Source organism: Bariatricus sp. HCP28S3_F11, from assembly GCF_052065395.1.
Taxonomy (GTDB): Bacteria; Bacillota; Clostridia; order Lachnospirales; family Lachnospiraceae; genus Allocoprococcus.
The window spans coordinates 94,263-110,536 of sequence record NZ_JBQHUC010000006.1; the positions used below are offsets into that span (position 1 = coordinate 94,263).

Consider the following 16,274-nt stretch of genomic DNA (forward strand, 5'->3'; position numbering starts at 1 on the left):
ATGTACAAAGTAAATGAAAATTATCTGAAATTACCGGGAAGCTATCTGTTTTCCAATATTGCTAAGAAAGTAGCCGCGTTTCAGGCTGCAAATCCGGACGCATCCATCATCCGTCTGGGAATCGGTGATGTTACCCAGCCACTTGCACCGGCGATCATTGAAGCACTTCACAGTGCGGTAGACGAGATGGCACACGCTGAGACTTTTCACGGTTATGCGCCGGACCTTGGCTATGAATTCCTGAGAAGCGCGATTGCAAAGAATGATTTCCAGGCACGCGGATGTGATATCGCATCGGATGAAATCTTCATTTCCGATGGCGCAAAATGCGATTCCGGAAACATTCAGGAAATCTTCGGACCGGATTGCAAGATTGCAGTATGCGACCCGGTTTACCCGGTTTATGTAGACACCAATGTAATGGCAGGACGTACCGGTACATACGACGCAGCTACCGGAACCTGGAGTGATGTGATCTATATGCCGTGTACGGCTGAGACCGGATTTGCACCGGAACTTCCGGAAAAGACACCGGATATCATTTACCTGTGTTTCCCGAATAATCCGACCGGAGCAACGATCACCAAAGACGAACTGCAGAAATGGGTTGATTATGCAAATAAAGTCGGAGCTGTGATCATTTACGACGCAGCTTATGAAGCATATATTACAGAAGAAAATGTACCACACAGCATTTATGAATGCGAAGGTGCAAGAACCTGCGCGATCGAACTCCGCAGCTTCTCGAAGAATGCAGGATTCACCGGAGTCCGTCTGGGTGCAACCGTTATTCCGAAAGATCTGAAATGCGGTGATGTGATGCTGCACTCTCTCTGGGCAAGAAGACATGGGACCAAGTACAATGGCGCTCCATATATCGTACAGAAAGCCGGCGAGGCTGTTTATTCAGAAGCGGGCAAGGCACAGCTGAAAGAGCAGATTGCATACTATCAGAAGAATGCAAAGACGATTTTTGAAGGACTGAAAAATGCAGGATACACCGTATCCGGAGCAGTGAATTCCCCGTACATCTGGCTGAAGACACCGGACAATATGACTTCATGGGAGTTCTTCGATTACCTGCTTGAGAAAGCGAATGTGGTAGGCACACCGGGATCCGGATTCGGACCGAGCGGAGAAGGATATTTCCGTCTGACCGCATTCGGAAGCTATGAAAACACACTGGAAGCAATTAAGAGAATTCAGAGTATTTAGTAAGAGTGGTCAGGGGACGTACCCCTGGCCACATTTTACAATAATATTACATAGAATTTATGTGTTTTTATCTGTCACTTGATATATTTACTCTGTTAATGTGCGAGATGCGGCATATGTTTTACTGTGCATGCAAGGGGCAAAAAGGAAAGGAGATCCAATTATGGAAAAGGACAGACAAAAAAGACGAGGGTTACTGAGAAGTATTTGCCAGAACAGAAACCGATCTGAATGGAGAACGGGCGCCACAGGGAAACAGAGACAGTGAATGATACTTCAGGGCTGAACTTCGAATTGTTAAAATATATGAGCGCAAATTACTTTTTGATTCACCGATACGTGAAGGTAGAGAGTAATTTGCGCTTTTGACATTTGGTTACAATTTGCTGCAGGCACGCTCTGTATTTTTGGAGGCTTCTGCTTTTATCTGTAATTCCGTAATGTGTTCCCCGTAATTCGCGGACTGGTGAATGTCAATCCATAAAAACTCAAGAAGATCACCGGATAAAATCAGATGGTGTTTATCAGCATATTCTTGTATCATAGGAAAATAAGACTTGTGTTGGTGAGAATTGCCCTGATAACAGACGGAGAGATAGTCCCCTTCGTCCAGTTCATCCGTTCCGTTCGGATCAATAATGAATACCCCGGCATAGTTTCCGAAACGATTTTGGGTTGCATCTTCAAGAGGAAGAAATGAGCCGATTCGATTATTGCCAATAATGTACAGGTGATTTTTATCCTTATTCATCAGTTGCTTGATGAGCATATCCATTTCTTCGTCCGTATGGTAAAGGTGGTTGAGAATATGGCATTTACGCTTGGGAAAATGTTTAAGTATTACGGTGTCAAGTGGCTGGCGGGTAGCTTTTTCCAAGGTGGATAACCGTTCGGAAACATTTTCTTTCAGTTTTTCCAGAGCCTTCATATGTTCTTCTATGAGCCCTAATTCTTCCTCCAGGAGCGTTCGGGTGGACTCGATACTCCGGTTCTGCATATAATTCCGGATCTTTTCCATCGGAAAGTCTAAACGGCGCAGATCGCGTATGACGTTCAGTTTCCAAAGATCATCAAGACCGTAGATCCGGTATCCATTTGCCCCTCTTCTGGGAGATAAAATTCCAAGTTTTTCATAATAACGCAGAGAATCTGTACCAATCTGATAAATCTTTGAAATTTCACCGATCGTATAGTATTGTTTCATAAGTGACTCCTTTTATTGAGAACAGAAAAAAAATTAAAACATTTTGCAAAAACGGGTTGACCTTAGTATTATACCAAGGTTTAATCTGAAAAGGAAGCGTATGAAAGTAGAGGTTTTTGTTTTATGCAATTGGAAGGCAAGTCGTTAAAGACAGATTTTTTGAAATTTATCATTCCGTCGATTATCGCACAGTGTGTATTCTCTTTATATACGATGGTGGACGGAATCTTTGTTGCACGAGGAGTTTCGGAAGTGGCGCTTACGGCAGTCAATATATCCATGCCATTTTCGGTAGGATTATTTTCAATTTCGTTGTTATTTGCTGTAGGAAATTCTACAATCGTTGCAATATCTTTGGGAAAGGGGGAAAAAGAGAGGGCGAATCAGGTGTTTACCCAGAACATAGTGGTTCTCTGTGTGCTGGCGGTAATTGTAACAGCGCTGGTTCTGATTTTTCTGGAACCATTTGCAAGATTCCTGGGGGCAACGGATACGATTCTTCCCTATGCGAAGGAATATATTGGTACAATCGCGCCATTTGCGATTGCGTACATGCTTTCGTATTCTTTTGAAACTCTGATCAAGACAGATGGGTATCCGAAGCTGGCTACGATTTATGTTACCAGCGGTGCAGTTCTAAACTGCATTCTGGATTATCTTATGGTAATACGATGGAACCAGGGCGTACGGGGAGCAGCTTGGGCAACAGGCCTTTCTCAGGCTGCTGTCATTGTACTGTATCTAAAGCATTTCCTCGGGCCCAAAGGAACGATCCGCTTTGCCGGATTCCGGTTCAGCTTTGCGGTTATATGGCGTCAGATACAGAATGGGTTCGCGTCCGGCATTACGGAGTTTTCGGGTGGAATGATCATCTTCTTCTTTAACCAGGCCATACTGGCATTTATCGGAGAAGAAGCCTTGGTAAGTTATACGATCATTTCCTACGTGAATACGATTGTGGTGATGTCAATGACCGGAATCGCTCAGGGAACACAGCCGCTGATCAGCTATTATTATGGTAAAGGGGAGCGGAAAAAGTATCAGAAGCTTCTGAAATACGGGATTGTGGCGGCTATGGTATTTTCGGGTGTATCAACGGCAGGCTGCTATCTGGGAGCAGAAGGAATTGTAAAAGTATTCCTGGAAAACGACAATCCGCAGCTCATAGCGTATACTGTGCGAGTGTTTCGCGTTTTTATCCTGTCCTTTCTGCTGGCGGGATATAATGTAGTGATTGGCGGGTATTTTACATCGATCGAAAAGGCAGGATTTGCAGCGGCAATATCATTGACGAGGAGTCTGGTTGCGTTGGTGGGAAGTCTGGTGATTCTGACGGCTGTGTTCGGCGGAGAAGGAATCTGGTGGTCACCGCTTTTGGCAGAAACAGTTTGCCTGATTCTGGCCCTTGGAATGCTGAACTGGTACAGAAAAAAGCAGATGTGAAATGTCTGAAAAAAGAAAGAAAAAACACAAGAAAACTTTCTTTAAAAAAAATAAAAAAAAGGGTTGCATTTCATGGGAGTTCTGGTATAATAACATTGTTCGCTGATGAGAGCGGCTAACAAACACCAGATAATGCGGATTGGTGTAATGGCAGCACAGCAGACTCTGACTCTGTTAGTAGAGGTTCGAGTCCTCTATCCGTAGCTCCTTAATTGAATAAGGAAACCGGATATTCTGAAAAGAATATCCGAAACACATCGGAGTGTGGCTCAGCTTGGTAGAGCGCTACGTTCGGGACGTAGAGGTCGCAAGTTCAAATCTTGTCACTCCGATTTTTTAAACTACAAAACTTGAAGACGCAGGTTTTGTGGTTTTTTAGATAGTAGGGACGTTTCTTTTGCCACGACCAGCGCCCATTGGCATGATTTTATATCGAAGTTCCACTCCATGAGAGAATGATCTCATGAAAAAAGAAAATGAATAAAGGTGGGGTTCACCACTTACCACAAAGCAGCAGCATGAGGAAGAGAGTTTCTTCATGCTGCTGCTTTGCTATAGTTTATTCCTATATATCGTAATAATATATCTGGATTAGGCAGTGACATTTATATATGGTAAACTTATATCCATTGGAATGGTAAAAAAATGATAAGACCTTACAGAAAATATGAAAAAATGACTTTTAGGAGAGAGGAAAGTATGGACAGAGGGATCAATACAAGATGTCTTCATTTAAAAGAAACAGAAGGGAAATCAGAAAACTATGGAGCGATAAGTTATCCGATATATCAGACATCAACCTACGTACACCCGGGTGTTGGGAAAAGTACGGGATACGATTACACTATTGATGGAGCTGTTTGAGCCCGGTGATCATTTGGTTGTCGAATCAGATCTGTATGGTGGGAGCATTCGACTGTTTGATAATGTCTCTAAAAAGAATCATTATGAATTTACATTTCTGGATTGTTCTAATGAAGATGAAGAGGGGGCCATTCGGGAAAACACGAAGGCCATATATATAGAAACGCCTACGAATCCGATGATGAATGTTTCAGATATATCTTACATTGCCGGAATAGCGAAGAAACATCATTTATTGTTGATTGTGGATAACACATTCTTGTCACCATATTTTCAAAACCCATTGGAACTTGGAGCTGATATTGTAATACACAGCGGGACAAAGTTTCTGGGAGGACATAATGATACACTTGCAGGATTTGTTATAACGAACAACGAAGAAATACAGGAGAGACTTCGTTTTATTATAAAGACTACAGGGGCAGGGCTTTCGCCTTTTGATAGCTGGTTGCTTCTGAGAGAAATTAAAACACTTGGAATACGTATGGAGAAATCACAGGAAAATGCAATTCAAATAGCTGCTTGGCTGAAGAAACAAAGTTGTGTGAAAAACGTGTATTATCCCGGTCTGCCGGAACATCCCGGCTATGAGATTATGAAGAAGCAGGCAAGAGGATTTCAGAGGATAAATGTTGCAGCTCCAAGAAAAATAATCACGGAATGCCTTGAACGGATTCGGGGAATATTGTGAAGATAAGTAACATTAAAAGAGAGAGGGAAAGTGTTAAATTGAGAAAAGAAATCCTGAAAAATGCATTTATAAAGTCCATACCAATCATGTTCAGTTATCTGCTTGTCAGTATGGCGTATGGAATCATGATGGAAGAGGCAGGATTTAAATGGTATTACTCATTGTTCATCAGTATGACGGTGTATACAGGGGCGTTTCAGTTCCTTCTGATTACTTTTTTGAGCAGTGGCGCTTCTATTCTTACCATCGCATTGATGGCTTTTTTGATGAATAGCCGGCAAGTATTCTATAGTCTGACATTTGTGGATGAATTCAGAGGAATGGGGAAGAAAATGTTGTATATGATCCACACCATGACAGACGAGACTTATGCGGTTAACCTAACTCTTGACTCAAAAGGGAAAGAAAAAGAAGATACCATGTTTCTGATTGTATTGCTCTCCCGATGTTACTGGATGATTGGCGCTGTTACGGGGGGAATCCTGGGGCAGGTGATTCCGTTTGATCTGAAAGGGATTGATTTTTGCATGACGGCCTTATTTATTATCATCTTTATAGACCAGTGGGAGAAGGCGGATAACCATCTGCCTGCTCTGGCGGGTCTGGCAGTGGCATTGATTTGTCTGATTACAATCGGAGAGAGGAATTTTATACTTCCCTCATTACTTATTATATCGGGCATGCTACTGGTTGTACGTAAACGGAGGAGTGGAGAGTGAATAAAAATGAGATTATTCTTGCAATTCTGGTATCTGCCGTTATAACATTCTCACTTCGCGCTCTGCCGTTCGTGGCTTTCCGCGATGGAAGAAAGATGCCGGAAGAACTGGTCTATCTTGGAAAAATCCTGCCTTCTGCAATTATGGCGGTATTGATTGTGTATTGTCTGAAAAGTGCAGTGACAGACTGGAGAGGGACCGGAGTACCGGAACTGATTGCGGCAGTGGTGACGGTGATTAGCTACAAGTGGAAACATAATACATTATTTTCAATCGTATCAGGGACGGTATGTAACATGTTGTTGTGTTCGATGTAGAGAATCGTAGGAGGATTAAAATGCTGCATATTTGTCGCAAATCTGTAAAATTATATTTGAGGGGACAAGCCAATGATAAATCAATTTTCAAGGACACAGTTACTGTTGGGAGAAGAAGCAATGAAACGACTTGCGGGGGCGAAAGTGGCAGTATTCGGAATCGGAGGTGTGGGAGGATATGTGTGCGAAGCGCTGGTAAGGAGTGGCGTGGGAGCTTTTGACCTGATCGATGATGATAAAATCTGTCTGACGAACCTGAATCGTCAGAACATCGCCACAAGAAAAACAGTAGGAAAATATAAAGCAGATATAATGAAAGACCGGATTCTGGAAATAAATTGGGCCTTCTCAAAATCGGTCAATCGTATATAATAGTAATTAACCGGACCGGTCAATAATCGGAGAAGCCAAGGAGGAACGCCATGAACGAGAAATTCTTTTCCCTTCCGATAGAAAAGCAGGAAGCGATCATCAACGCCGGCTATCGGGTGTTTTCGGAAAATTCTTATAAGAAAAGTCCAATGAGCGAGATTGCGGATGCAGCCGGAATCAGCAAGTCTTTATTATTCTATTATTTTCATAATAAAAAAGAGCTGTATTTGTTCCTGTGGGAGAATTGTGCGCAGCTCACGATTGAAGAACTGACGAAAAGTGGATGTTATGAGCAGAAGGATCTGTTTGAAGCTATGTACAAAGGAACGCAGGCGAAAGTACGTATCATGCGGAGGTATCCGGAAATTGGGAAATTTACGCTCAAGGTGTATTACGAGAAGGACCCGGAGGTCAGGGCGGATATCCAGAAAAGCATCGCAAAATATGCCGATTTTAAACAGAATGTCAAACAACTGAACTTTGACTCCAGTCAGTTTGTCCCCGGCATAGACATCGAAATGATGTATAACGATATGTACTGGGCTTCGGAAGGATATATCTGGGAAAAGATTCAGGATGAGAAGTACGATGTGGACATGATGGAGCGGGATTTCCTGAAAATGGTGGATTTCTGGAAATCTATTTATTTACGAAAAGAGGGGGAACACGATGAAGGCAATTGAAACAACGGATCTGACCAAATATTATGGTAAAGCAAGAGGGATTATTAAGTTGAATCTGTCGGTAGAAGAAGGAGAGTTTTTCGGATTTATCGGACCGAACGGGGCGGGGAAGTCTACCACGATCCGAACGCTTCTGGGACTGATCCATCCGACTTCGGGGCAGGCTAAAATACTGGGAATGGATATAGGGAAGGATAGAAATCAGATTCTGTCTGAAGTGGGATACTTGCCTTCGGAAGCAGTATTTTATCAGGGGATGAAGGTCAAAGATATTTTGAAGTTGTCTGCGGATCTGAGGAAGACAGACTGTGCGAAAGCATCGGCAGAATTATGTGACCGGCTGCAGCTTGATACGAGCCGGAAAGTGGAAGAGCTGTCTTTCGGGAACAGGAAAAAAGTTGCGATCGTTGCGGCGCTGCAGCATAATCCGAAGTTATTGATTCTCGATGAACCGACCAGTGGTCTGGATCCGCTCATGCAGAGGGAATTCTTCTCTGTCTTGAGAGAGAAAAATGAACAGGGTACAACCATTTTCCTGTCCAGCCATGTGCTGTCAGAGATTCAGAGAAATTGTACGAGAGCGGCAATTATTCGGGAAGGACGTATGATTGCCTGCGACAGTGTGGAAGCATTGTCCCGCACCAATGCAAAACGCATCACGATTCATGGAGCAATCTCACTTCAGGGATTGGATGGTGTACGTGATCTTCAGGAAACAGACGGCGTATCTAGTTTTCTTTATAGTGGAGATATCAAACGACTTCTCCAGATACTTGCAGGCAGTGATATCACGGATCTTTCGGTCGCAGAGCCGGATCTGGAAGAAATATTTATGCATTACTATGAGGATGGAGGGGAGCAGTAATGACGTTAACAAAGTATGAATTAAAACAAGGCTGGAAAGCACTTGCGATATGGACGGTGTCGATCGGTTTTTTTATTGTAATCTGTGTGCTGCTGTATCCTGAAATGAAAGGTGAAATGGAAGGTGTCAGCGACATATTCGCTTCCATGGGAGCATTTACAGCAGCTTTTGGCATGGATCGTTTGAATTTTGGTACTCTGATCGGATTCTATTCTGTTGAGTGTGGAAATATTCTGGGATTAGGCGGAGCATTTTTTGCCTCTTTTGTTGCAGTCGGGGTTCTGGCAAAGGAAGAAAAAGAAAGAACCGCAGAATTTCTGCTTACACATCCGGTCAGCAGAAGCCGGGTTGTCAGTGAAAAGCTGATTTCTGTTCTTATTCAGATCGTGATTCTGAATGCGATCATCTTTGCGCTGTCGGTTGCTTCCATTAAAGGAATCGGAGAAGAGATCATGTGGAAAGAAATTTCGCTGATCCATCTTGCATTTTTCCTGGTGCAGCTGGAACTGGCAGGTATATGCTTTGGAATTTCAGCATTTATCAGAAAAAGCGGAATCGGAATCGGACTGGGAATTGCGACTGTGATGTATTTCCTGAACATTGTGGCTAATATTTCCGAAAGCGCAGAATTCTTAAAATATATCACACCATTTGGCTATGCCGAGAGCGCGGACATTGTGGAAAATGGCTGTCTGGATGGGAAAATGATTTTGATCGGGATGGCTGTGGCTGTCATTTGTGTTGTTCTGGGATATTGGAAATATTGCAGGAAGGATATTCAATAGACACAATTTGTGCTATGATAATGGAAGAAATATATTTTGGAGGTTATCATGAAAAAACAAGGTGTGTTCAAAGAGATGGCTATCCTTACAGGTGCGGTTGCGATCATCGCAGCAGCAGTATTTTTCTTCCTGATTCCGAGCCATACAGCGGTCAGCAGTATTTCAGGTCTGGCTATCGTGTTATCGAATTTTATCCCGCTTTCGATTTCAGCGATCACCATGATCCTGAATGTAGGATTGCTGATCATCGGATTTATCCTGTGCGGGCCGGAATTCGGATATAAGACCGTGTATACATCCATCATGCTTCCGGTATTTATGGGGATTCTGGAAGCGCTTCTGCCAAATAATCAGTCGCTGACCGGAGATCAGGCACTTGATGTACTCGCCTATATCCTGCTGGTGAGTGTGGGACTCAGTATTTTGTTTAACCGCAATGCGTCATCAGGAGGACTGGACATTGTTGCGAAAATCATGAACAAATTCCTGCATATGGAGTTGGGGAAGGCGATGTCCCTTGCCGGGATGTGTGTGGCACTTTCTGCTGCATTTGTTTATGACTCAAAGACGGTTGTACTGAGTGTGATCGGTACGTATTTTAACGGGATCGTGGTGGATTACTTTATTTTCGGGCAGAACGAAAAGAAAAGAGTGTGCATTGTATCCCAGAAGGAAGAATTGGTGCGGGATTTTATTCTGAACGATCTGCACAGCGGTGCAACGATCTATGAAGCGATTGGGGCGTATACGCTTGAAAAGCGCCGGGAGATCATTGCAATTGTAGACAAACATGAATATCAGAAGCTGATGAGATTCATGAATGAAAAGGATCCGGATGCATTTATGACGGTGTATTCGGTACATGACATGAGATATAAACCGAAAGTGTATTGAGAAATCAAAGCCAGTGATTTGTGTGAATCCACATTTCACCGGCTTTTGTTTTTTAATCCAAAATCTATTTTCTTTTCAAAATTATATTGCACATATGAAATAAATATGATATCATTTTGATATCAAAATAAAGGAGGGGGAACTCATGAAGGAAATCACATTAAACAATAGGAAGAACGGAATGCCGGTACTGCTTCTGACCATTGCTCTGTATGTACTCGCAACGTTAGGACTGATCTTTGGAATCGAATACGAATACTGGATCCTTGTGGTCCTTTGCAGTATCTGGCTGGCACTTGGCTGGATTTTGTTTTTAGGTCTTAAGACACTGAAACCACAGGAAGCGCTTGTGCTTACTCTTTTCGGAAATTATGTCGGTACGCTGAAAGAGCCTGGTTTCTATTTTGTGAATCCGTTCTGTGTAGGTGTGAATCCGGCTGCGAAGACAAAGCTGAACCAGAGCGGAGACGTGGACAGCCAGTCCAAGAGGTCTGTAATTTTCACACAGCCACAGGCGGGACAGGCTGTGGAGACGGTGAATAAGAAGATCTCTCTGAAGGTTATGACACTGAATAACAACCGTCAGAAGATCAATGACTGCCTCGGCAACCCGGTGGAGATCGGAATTGCCGTTACATGGCGGGTGGTGGACACGGCAAAAGCAGTTTTTAATGTAGACAACTATAAGGAATACCTTTCTCTGCAGTGCGATAGTGCGCTCCGTAATATTGTGCGGCTGTATCCTTACGATGTATCTCCGAATGTAGATACCACAGGAGACGGTGTCGCGGATGAAGGAAGTCTTTACTAATATGGCAGAAACGAAAAAACAGATACCGCTTCGGGTATCACCAAAACTGTACGATGCCCTCGCAGCCTGGGCTGAAGATGATTTCCGTTCACTGAACGGGCAGATTGAATTTTTACTGACTGAATGTGTGAAGCAGCATCGAAAGGATGGCAAATATATTTCGAAGGAATTGCATGTGCGTCCACAGATCGATCTTCCGGAGAAAGAAGAATAATACATAAAAAGGCGGTGATGAGCCGTCTTTTTATGTTATGTGCAGGAGTTGTCGCCCGGAGTGGTCCGGCCGAAATAGATGAACATGCAGCGATTGAATTTGGAATCGGGGAAAACGAAGAAGCAGGCTTTACATTTCAGGCGGGTTGTGATAAGGTATGTTCGTCAGGTTCAGACAGCATTAGCTGTCTGATTAAAAGGGAAACAGGTGGAAGTCCTGTACGAACTCGTCACTGTAAACGGGGAGTGCAAGGCCAGGAATGTCACTGAGCAATTGGGAAGGCGGCCTTGGATCTGGATCCGTAAGTCAGGAGACCTGCCTGCAAAAAACGGAGTGGGAAGAACCCACAGGCCACGAGTAACTGGTCGCAACCGATAAGAGTCATATTCCACATTCTCATCATCAGGCACCGGTGAAAGACTGGCTGTTTTGGAGAGAGTGCTGTTTGCGTATGTTATTATGAAGTGTGCCTTTTACCGGCGATATGGGAAAGGCACCTCTTTTTTGTTGTACGCATTATCGGGAGAACGACAAAATAAGAAGGAGGAGATTCAGAATGAAGAAAAGATTACTCACAATTCTACTGGCCGTTTCCGTAATCAGCACATTAACAATAGCAGGATGTTCTGGTGGAAATGGGGAAGAAAAAGAGGAGACCAAAGAAACAGAAGATGATCAGAAAGCAGCGAATGAGGTGGCAGATTTGATAGACGCAATCTATGTTCAGGAAAGAAACGATCAGACGGATGAAGCGTGTAAGGCTGCAAAAGAAGCATGGGATGAACTGACGGATGAGCAGAAGGAACTGGTAGAAGGAGAAAATGCGGACCCGGATTATTTTGGAAAAGATACCGGAGACGCATCCGCCGACGATTCAAGGAACCAGGATGGAATCGGAGAAAATGAACTTCTGGCAGTCAGCTTCGGAACATCTTACAATGACAGCCGCGTGGAAGATATTAAAGGAATAGAAGATGCCCTGCAGGAGGCATATCCTGACTGGTCCGTAAGAAGAGCATTTACATCGCAGATTATCATCAATCACATACAGGCGAGAGACGGAGAATGTATTGACAATATGGATCAGGCTCTGGAGCGTGCAGTGAAAAATAATGTGAAGAATCTGATCGTACAGCCGACCCACTTGATGCATGGAGCAGAATATGATGAACTGGTCAAAGCAGTGGAGCGTTACCAGGACAAATTTGAATCCGTAAAGTTTTCGGAACCGCTTCTGGGTGAAGTGGGAAGCGATGCTTCGGCAATCAATTCAGATAAAGAAGCTGTTGCAAAGGCAGTGACGGCACAGGCTGTTGAAACAGCAGGATATGACAGCCTCGATGCAGCGAAGGAAGATGGTACGGCATTTGTATTTATGGGACATGGCACCTCCCATACGGCAAAAGTTTCCTACAGCCAGATGCAGACACAGATGCAGGTACTCGGCTACGACAATGTATTTATCGGGACCGTCGAAGGGGAACCGGAAGAAACTTCCTGCGAGGCAATTATTGAAGCAGTAAAAAATGCGGGATATAAAAAGGTCATTCTCCGGCCGTTGATGGTTGTGGCGGGGGATCACGCAAATAATGATATGGCCGGAGAGGATGAAGATTCATGGAAGAGTCTGTTTGAGAATTCCGGATTTTTTGAACAAGTGGATGTGCAGATTGCAGGACTTGGTGGAATCGAGGCTATTCAGCAGATTTATGTTGATCACACTGCGGCAGTCATTGATAAATAATGGGAGGATCAGAAGTATGAAGAAGAAAATAGCAGCCATGCTTGGAATGGCAATACTGGCATCCGCGTTGATGCTCGGATGTGGAAAGAAAGAAGAAGCTGCAAAGACAGATACCGAGACACTTACGGAAGATACAGCTCAGAGTGAAGAAGCCGGGGAGGCTGAACTGGAAGACGGAATTTACAGTGCAGAATTCCAAACTGACAGCAGCATGTTTCATGTAAATGAAGCCTGTGACGGAAAAGGAACTCTGACGGTTAAGGATGGTCAGATGACGATTCACATTTCACTTACATCGAAAAATATTGTCAATCTCTATCCGGGACTTGCAGAGGATGCCGTGAAAGAAGGAGCGGAGCTTCTGATTCCTACCGAAGATACAGTTACCTATAGTGATGGAACGACGGAAGAAGTGAATGGATTTGATGTTCCGGTTCCGGCGTTGGATGAAGAATTTGACCTTGCGCTGATTGGAACGAAAGGAAAATGGTATGATCATAAAGTCAGCGTATCGAATCCGGTTCGGGAAGAATAAAATGTCAGGGTGCTGTTAAGTTACAGCGAAATCGTTGGTGGAACGGAGATCGAACCTGGAAGAAACAAATAATGTGAATAACCGGACGGTACAATTGGCAGGATGAACAAAATTGTAACGTCTGGTTTTTTATTATAAGGGAAAATAATTGATGATTGACAATATTGTTTTCAAAAAAGTGATATACTGGATAAAATAGGTTAATGGAGGGAGAAGAGATGAGAATATATGATACAGGAAGTGTTCGGATGCAATGTATTTCCCGGAGATTCGGCTCCTGAAAAAGAGATCTTATCCGTGATAGCAAAGGATTCGCCATGCAATTTATCGGCATTTCGAATGTGTGCCCACAACGGAACACATGTGGATGCTCCATATCATTTTTTCCAGAAAGGAAGAACAATCGACCAGGTAAAACTGGAAAAATTTATCGGAAATGCCTATGTAACAGAACACACTTCTGGGAGCGGAAATTGTGTTGCTGGAAGGAATCTGTCTGGATAGGGTTCCCGAAGGATGCTATTTCCTGAATGCGACACCGATCAATCTGGGAGACGGAGATGGGGCACCTTGCCGGGCGATACTGGTGGAATTGGACTGAGTTATTTTGAAAGAAGATAAGACTCCTGCCACGCGGTAAGTACGTCGAGGTGTATTTGAAAGTTACTTTATAAAAAGAATACGAAATTTACCCATTTTTGGATTTGTGTGTTATAATAATATAAGATTCTAAATATTACAAACAGTGAACAATTAGTATTTTTTATGGAGAGGTATAAAATGGCAAGAAAACAAACTACCAAAACTGCAGTAAAGAAAAGTACACCGGCAAAAAGGACTGCCAAAAAGGCAACGGTTGAAGCTTCTTTGACAACGGAGCCGGGAGAAGAAATCGTGAAAGAAGAGATTGCTAAGGAAACTGAGAAACCGGAAGGGGCAGATGCAGTAAAGGCGGAAGCACCTGAAGAAAAGAAAACTACGAAGAGGGCAGCAGCAAAGAAAACGACTGCGATAAAGAAAACAACGACAAGAAAAACTACCAGAAAAAAAGCAGAACCTGCAGAAAAAGAGGCGGAAGAAGTGAAAGCTGAAGAGCCAAAGGCAGAGGAAGTAAAAGAAGAGAAAACGGAAGAAGTTAAGGCGGAAGCGGTAGTAGAAGTAAAAGAAGAACCGGTAGTAGAAGAAGCACCGGTGGAAGAAACCAAAGAAGAACCGGCAGCAGAAGAAGCACCGGTGGAAGAAACCAAAGAAGAACCGGTAGCAGAAGAAGCACCGGTGGAAGAAACCAAAGAAGAACCGGCAGCAGAAGAAGCACCGGCAGAGGAAACCAAAGAGGAACCGGCAACAGAAGAAGCACCGGCAGAGGAAACCAAAGAAGCACCGGCAGAAGAGGTAAAAGAAGAACCGAAACAGGAGGTATATATGAGTCCAAGAAGAAGTATCGCATTTATCGGTTCAGAATGCTATCCATTCGTGAAGACCGGAGGTTTGGGTGATGTTATGTACGCGCTCCCGAAGGCATTAGTTAAACAGAATTGTGATGTGAAGGTAATTATCCCACTTTACAAATGTATACCGCAGAAATATCAGGAGAAGATGGTATACAAAGGATCCTTCCAGATGAATCTGTGTGCAGACGGCAGATCCTATTATGTAGGTATTATGGAATATGTATGGGATGGAGTTGTGTATGATTTTATTGATAATGAAGAATTTTTCAGCAGTGGAAATCCATATACGAATCTGATTGATGATATTCCGAAATACTGCTATTTCGCCAAGGCAGCACTTGCAGCACTGAATTATCTGAACTGGGTTCCGGATATCATTCATTGTCACGACTGGCAGGCAGCTCTGGTTCCGGTATATCTTAGAACTTTATTCGAAAATACAAAGCTGACTACTGCAAAGACGATCTTAACGATCCATAATCTGCGTTTCCAGGGTATTTACAATATTCCGACGATCCGCTACTGGTCAGGACTTCCGGATTACGTATTTAACAAAGATGCACTGAAAGTAAACTACAACGATGCGAATATGTTAAAAGGAGGACTGGCTTACGCTAATATTATTACAACTGTCAGCAATACATACGCCGGTGAGATTCAGACAGCATACTACGGAGAGAAACTGGATGCGCATCTGAGACATCACTGGAGAAAATTGAGAGGTATCGTCAACGGTATCGATTATGATATCTGGAACACCAGCACAGATTCCAGATTGTATGCAAACTATGACATCACGAATGTATTAGAGAAGAAGAGGGAAAACAAGCGGAAACTGCAGGAAGAGCTGGGACTTGTTCAGGATGACCATAAGTTTGTCATTGGTCTGATTTCGAGATTGACCGATCAGAAGGGACTGGATCTTGTCAATACCATTCTTCGTCAGGTTATGGATGAACATACCCAGTTCGTTGTACTTGGTACCGGAGATGATGTATATGAGAATTCTTTCCGTTATTATGAGAATGCATATAAGGGAAATGTATGCTCCAACATCATGTATGATGAAACAAGAGCTCACAGAATTTATGCGGGTGCAGATGCTTTACTGGTACCTTCGCAGTTTGAACCTTGCGGACTTACCCAGTTAATTGCTATGCATTATGGTACAATTCCAATTGTTCGTGAGACCGGTGGACTGAAGGACACTGTTGAACCATATAACATGTTTACGAATACAGGAAACGGATTTACATTCGACCGTTATGATGCAGGCTTGTTATTGGATGCTATTAACAGAGCAAAGACATTATTCTTTACAAATCGCTGGTGCTGGGATGAGATGGTTCAGAGAGATATGGACAAGAACTTTTCATGGGAGAATTCAGCAAAACAGTATAAGGAGCTGTATCTGGAATTGACAAGATAGTATTGTGATTTCTGATAAAAAATAATGGGATACCGGTG

15 protein-coding genes, 2 tRNA genes, 3 pseudogenes and 1 riboswitch are annotated in these 16,274 nt (G+C 43.3%); of the genes and pseudogenes, 19 read left to right on the plus strand and 1 reads right to left on the minus strand.

The features are described 5' to 3' along the window. Nucleotides 1–1,215 carry an LL-diaminopimelate aminotransferase gene (locus ACTNBR_RS04755; protein ID WP_441016566.1) on the plus strand — a complete coding sequence of 405 codons (1,215 nt, stop codon included), beginning with the start codon at nucleotides 1–3 and terminating at the stop codon, nucleotides 1,213–1,215. Between the two features lie 376 nt (nucleotides 1,216–1,591). Here ACTNBR_RS04755 and ACTNBR_RS04760 read toward each other — a convergent pair whose 3' ends face one another. Beyond that, complete coding sequence (locus ACTNBR_RS04760) at nucleotides 1,592–2,419, minus strand: MerR family transcriptional regulator (RefSeq protein ID WP_427818916.1); 828 nt, start codon at nucleotides 2,417–2,419, stop codon at nucleotides 1,592–1,594. A 123-nt stretch (nucleotides 2,420–2,542) separates the two neighbouring features. Here ACTNBR_RS04760 and ACTNBR_RS04765 point away from each other — a divergent pair, with 123 nt between their 5' ends. The 18 genes and pseudogenes from ACTNBR_RS04765 (at nucleotide 2,543) to ACTNBR_RS04850 (ending at nucleotide 16,236) form a co-directional block, all read left to right on the plus strand. Continuing rightward, complete coding sequence (locus ACTNBR_RS04765) at nucleotides 2,543–3,862, plus strand: MATE family efflux transporter (RefSeq protein WP_427818917.1); 1,320 nt, start codon at nucleotides 2,543–2,545, stop codon at nucleotides 3,860–3,862. A 133-nt stretch (nucleotides 3,863–3,995) separates the two neighbouring features. Further along, nucleotides 3,996–4,066 (plus strand) — tRNA-Gln (locus tag ACTNBR_RS04770). Between the two features lie 54 nt (nucleotides 4,067–4,120). Beyond that, nucleotides 4,121–4,194 (plus strand) — tRNA-Pro (locus ACTNBR_RS04775). A 367-nt stretch (nucleotides 4,195–4,561) separates the two neighbouring features. Next, nucleotides 4,562–5,345, plus strand: a pseudogene (locus ACTNBR_RS04780) (trans-sulfuration enzyme family protein); the annotation flags it as partial. Between the two features lie 110 nt (nucleotides 5,346–5,455). After that, nucleotides 5,456–6,136, plus strand: coding sequence for an AzlC family ABC transporter permease (locus ACTNBR_RS04785; protein WP_441042675.1), 681 nt, complete (start codon nucleotides 5,456–5,458; stop codon nucleotides 6,134–6,136). Then, entirely contained in the window at nucleotides 6,133–6,453 is a 321-nt protein-coding gene (locus tag ACTNBR_RS04790; protein ID WP_441016561.1) for a branched-chain amino acid transporter permease, read from the plus strand. The genes ACTNBR_RS04785 and ACTNBR_RS04790 overlap by 4 nt, the downstream gene beginning before the upstream one ends. Nucleotides 6,454–6,525: 72 nt before the next feature. After that, a pseudogene (locus ACTNBR_RS04795) lies at nucleotides 6,526–6,792 on the plus strand (tRNA threonylcarbamoyladenosine dehydratase); the annotation flags it as partial. Nucleotides 6,793–6,875: 83 nt separating this feature from the next. Beyond that, nucleotides 6,876–7,508, plus strand: coding sequence for a TetR/AcrR family transcriptional regulator (locus ACTNBR_RS04800; protein WP_427806329.1), 633 nt, complete (start codon nucleotides 6,876–6,878; stop codon nucleotides 7,506–7,508). Then, nucleotides 7,495–8,373, plus strand: a complete 879-nt coding sequence (locus ACTNBR_RS04805) for an ATP-binding cassette domain-containing protein (RefSeq protein WP_427806330.1) — start codon at nucleotides 7,495–7,497, stop codon at nucleotides 8,371–8,373. Before ACTNBR_RS04800 ends, ACTNBR_RS04805 begins: the two co-directional genes overlap by 14 nt. Continuing rightward, nucleotides 8,373–9,158 (plus strand): ABC transporter permease subunit, encoded by a 786-nt coding sequence (locus ACTNBR_RS04810; RefSeq protein WP_441016558.1) that lies wholly within the window; start codon nucleotides 8,373–8,375, stop codon nucleotides 9,156–9,158. The genes ACTNBR_RS04805 and ACTNBR_RS04810 overlap by 1 nt, the downstream gene beginning before the upstream one ends. 48 nt (nucleotides 9,159–9,206) lie before the next feature. Continuing rightward, a complete protein-coding gene (locus ACTNBR_RS04815) occupies nucleotides 9,207–10,052 on the plus strand; it encodes a YitT family protein (RefSeq protein ID WP_427818922.1) in 846 nt (281 codons plus the stop codon). Between the two features lie 145 nt (nucleotides 10,053–10,197). Next, nucleotides 10,198–10,857 (plus strand): annotated as a pseudogene (locus ACTNBR_RS04820) (SPFH domain-containing protein); the annotation flags it as partial. A gap of 7 nt (nucleotides 10,858–10,864) precedes the next feature. Beyond that, nucleotides 10,865–11,077 (plus strand): PTS ascorbate transporter subunit IIC, encoded by a 213-nt coding sequence (locus tag ACTNBR_RS04825; protein ID WP_427818924.1) that lies wholly within the window; start codon nucleotides 10,865–10,867, stop codon nucleotides 11,075–11,077. Nucleotides 11,078–11,226: 149 nt separating this feature from the next. Next, a riboswitch (cobalamin riboswitch) is annotated at nucleotides 11,227–11,414 on the plus strand. Nucleotides 11,415–11,633: 219 nt separating this feature from the next. After that, nucleotides 11,634–12,821, plus strand: a complete 1,188-nt coding sequence (locus tag ACTNBR_RS04830) for a sirohydrochlorin cobaltochelatase (protein WP_441016555.1) — start codon at nucleotides 11,634–11,636, stop codon at nucleotides 12,819–12,821. A gap of 16 nt (nucleotides 12,822–12,837) precedes the next feature. Further along, a complete protein-coding gene (locus tag ACTNBR_RS04835) occupies nucleotides 12,838–13,356 on the plus strand; it encodes a hypothetical protein (RefSeq protein WP_427808809.1) in 519 nt (172 codons plus the stop codon). Between the two features lie 228 nt (nucleotides 13,357–13,584). Further along, nucleotides 13,585–13,860 (plus strand): cyclase family protein, encoded by a 276-nt coding sequence (locus tag ACTNBR_RS04840; protein ID WP_441016552.1) that lies wholly within the window; start codon nucleotides 13,585–13,587, stop codon nucleotides 13,858–13,860. After that, nucleotides 13,832–13,957: a hypothetical protein gene (locus ACTNBR_RS04845; RefSeq protein WP_427808807.1), complete on the plus strand. Its 126-nt coding sequence runs from the start codon at nucleotides 13,832–13,834 to the stop codon at nucleotides 13,955–13,957. The genes ACTNBR_RS04840 and ACTNBR_RS04845 overlap by 29 nt, the downstream gene beginning before the upstream one ends. A gap of 179 nt (nucleotides 13,958–14,136) precedes the next feature. Next, the gene (locus ACTNBR_RS04850) at nucleotides 14,137–16,236 is read left to right on the plus strand and encodes a glycogen/starch synthase (protein ID WP_441016549.1); all 2,100 of its coding nucleotides are present in this window, start codon (nucleotides 14,137–14,139) and stop codon (nucleotides 16,234–16,236) included. The last annotated feature ends 38 nt before the right edge of the window (nucleotides 16,237–16,274 follow it).

What these genes read in the sequence shown, in the direction of transcription:
- ACTNBR_RS04755 (WP_441016566.1), top strand. Translation starts at nt 1, where the DNA reads ATGTACAAAGTAAATGAAAATTATCTGAAATTACCGGGAAGCTATCTG.
- ACTNBR_RS04760 (WP_427818916.1), bottom strand. Translation starts at nt 2,419, where the DNA reads ATGAAACAATACTATACGATCGGTGAAATTTCAAAGATTTATCAGATT.
- ACTNBR_RS04765 (WP_427818917.1), top strand. Translation starts at nt 2,543, where the DNA reads ATGCAATTGGAAGGCAAGTCGTTAAAGACAGATTTTTTGAAATTTATC.
- ACTNBR_RS04800 (WP_427806329.1), top strand. Translation starts at nt 6,876, where the DNA reads ATGAACGAGAAATTCTTTTCCCTTCCGATAGAAAAGCAGGAAGCGATC.
- ACTNBR_RS04805 (WP_427806330.1), top strand. Translation starts at nt 7,495, where the DNA reads ATGAAGGCAATTGAAACAACGGATCTGACCAAATATTATGGTAAAGCA.
- ACTNBR_RS04810 (WP_441016558.1), top strand. Translation starts at nt 8,373, where the DNA reads ATGACGTTAACAAAGTATGAATTAAAACAAGGCTGGAAAGCACTTGCG.
- ACTNBR_RS04815 (WP_427818922.1), top strand. Translation starts at nt 9,207, where the DNA reads ATGAAAAAACAAGGTGTGTTCAAAGAGATGGCTATCCTTACAGGTGCG.
- ACTNBR_RS04825 (WP_427818924.1), top strand. Translation starts at nt 10,865, where the DNA reads ATGGCAGAAACGAAAAAACAGATACCGCTTCGGGTATCACCAAAACTG.
- ACTNBR_RS04830 (WP_441016555.1), top strand. Translation starts at nt 11,634, where the DNA reads ATGAAGAAAAGATTACTCACAATTCTACTGGCCGTTTCCGTAATCAGC.
- ACTNBR_RS04835 (WP_427808809.1), top strand. Translation starts at nt 12,838, where the DNA reads ATGAAGAAGAAAATAGCAGCCATGCTTGGAATGGCAATACTGGCATCC.
- ACTNBR_RS04840 (WP_441016552.1), top strand. Translation starts at nt 13,585, where the DNA reads ATGATACAGGAAGTGTTCGGATGCAATGTATTTCCCGGAGATTCGGCT.
- ACTNBR_RS04850 (WP_441016549.1), top strand. Translation starts at nt 14,137, where the DNA reads ATGGCAAGAAAACAAACTACCAAAACTGCAGTAAAGAAAAGTACACCG.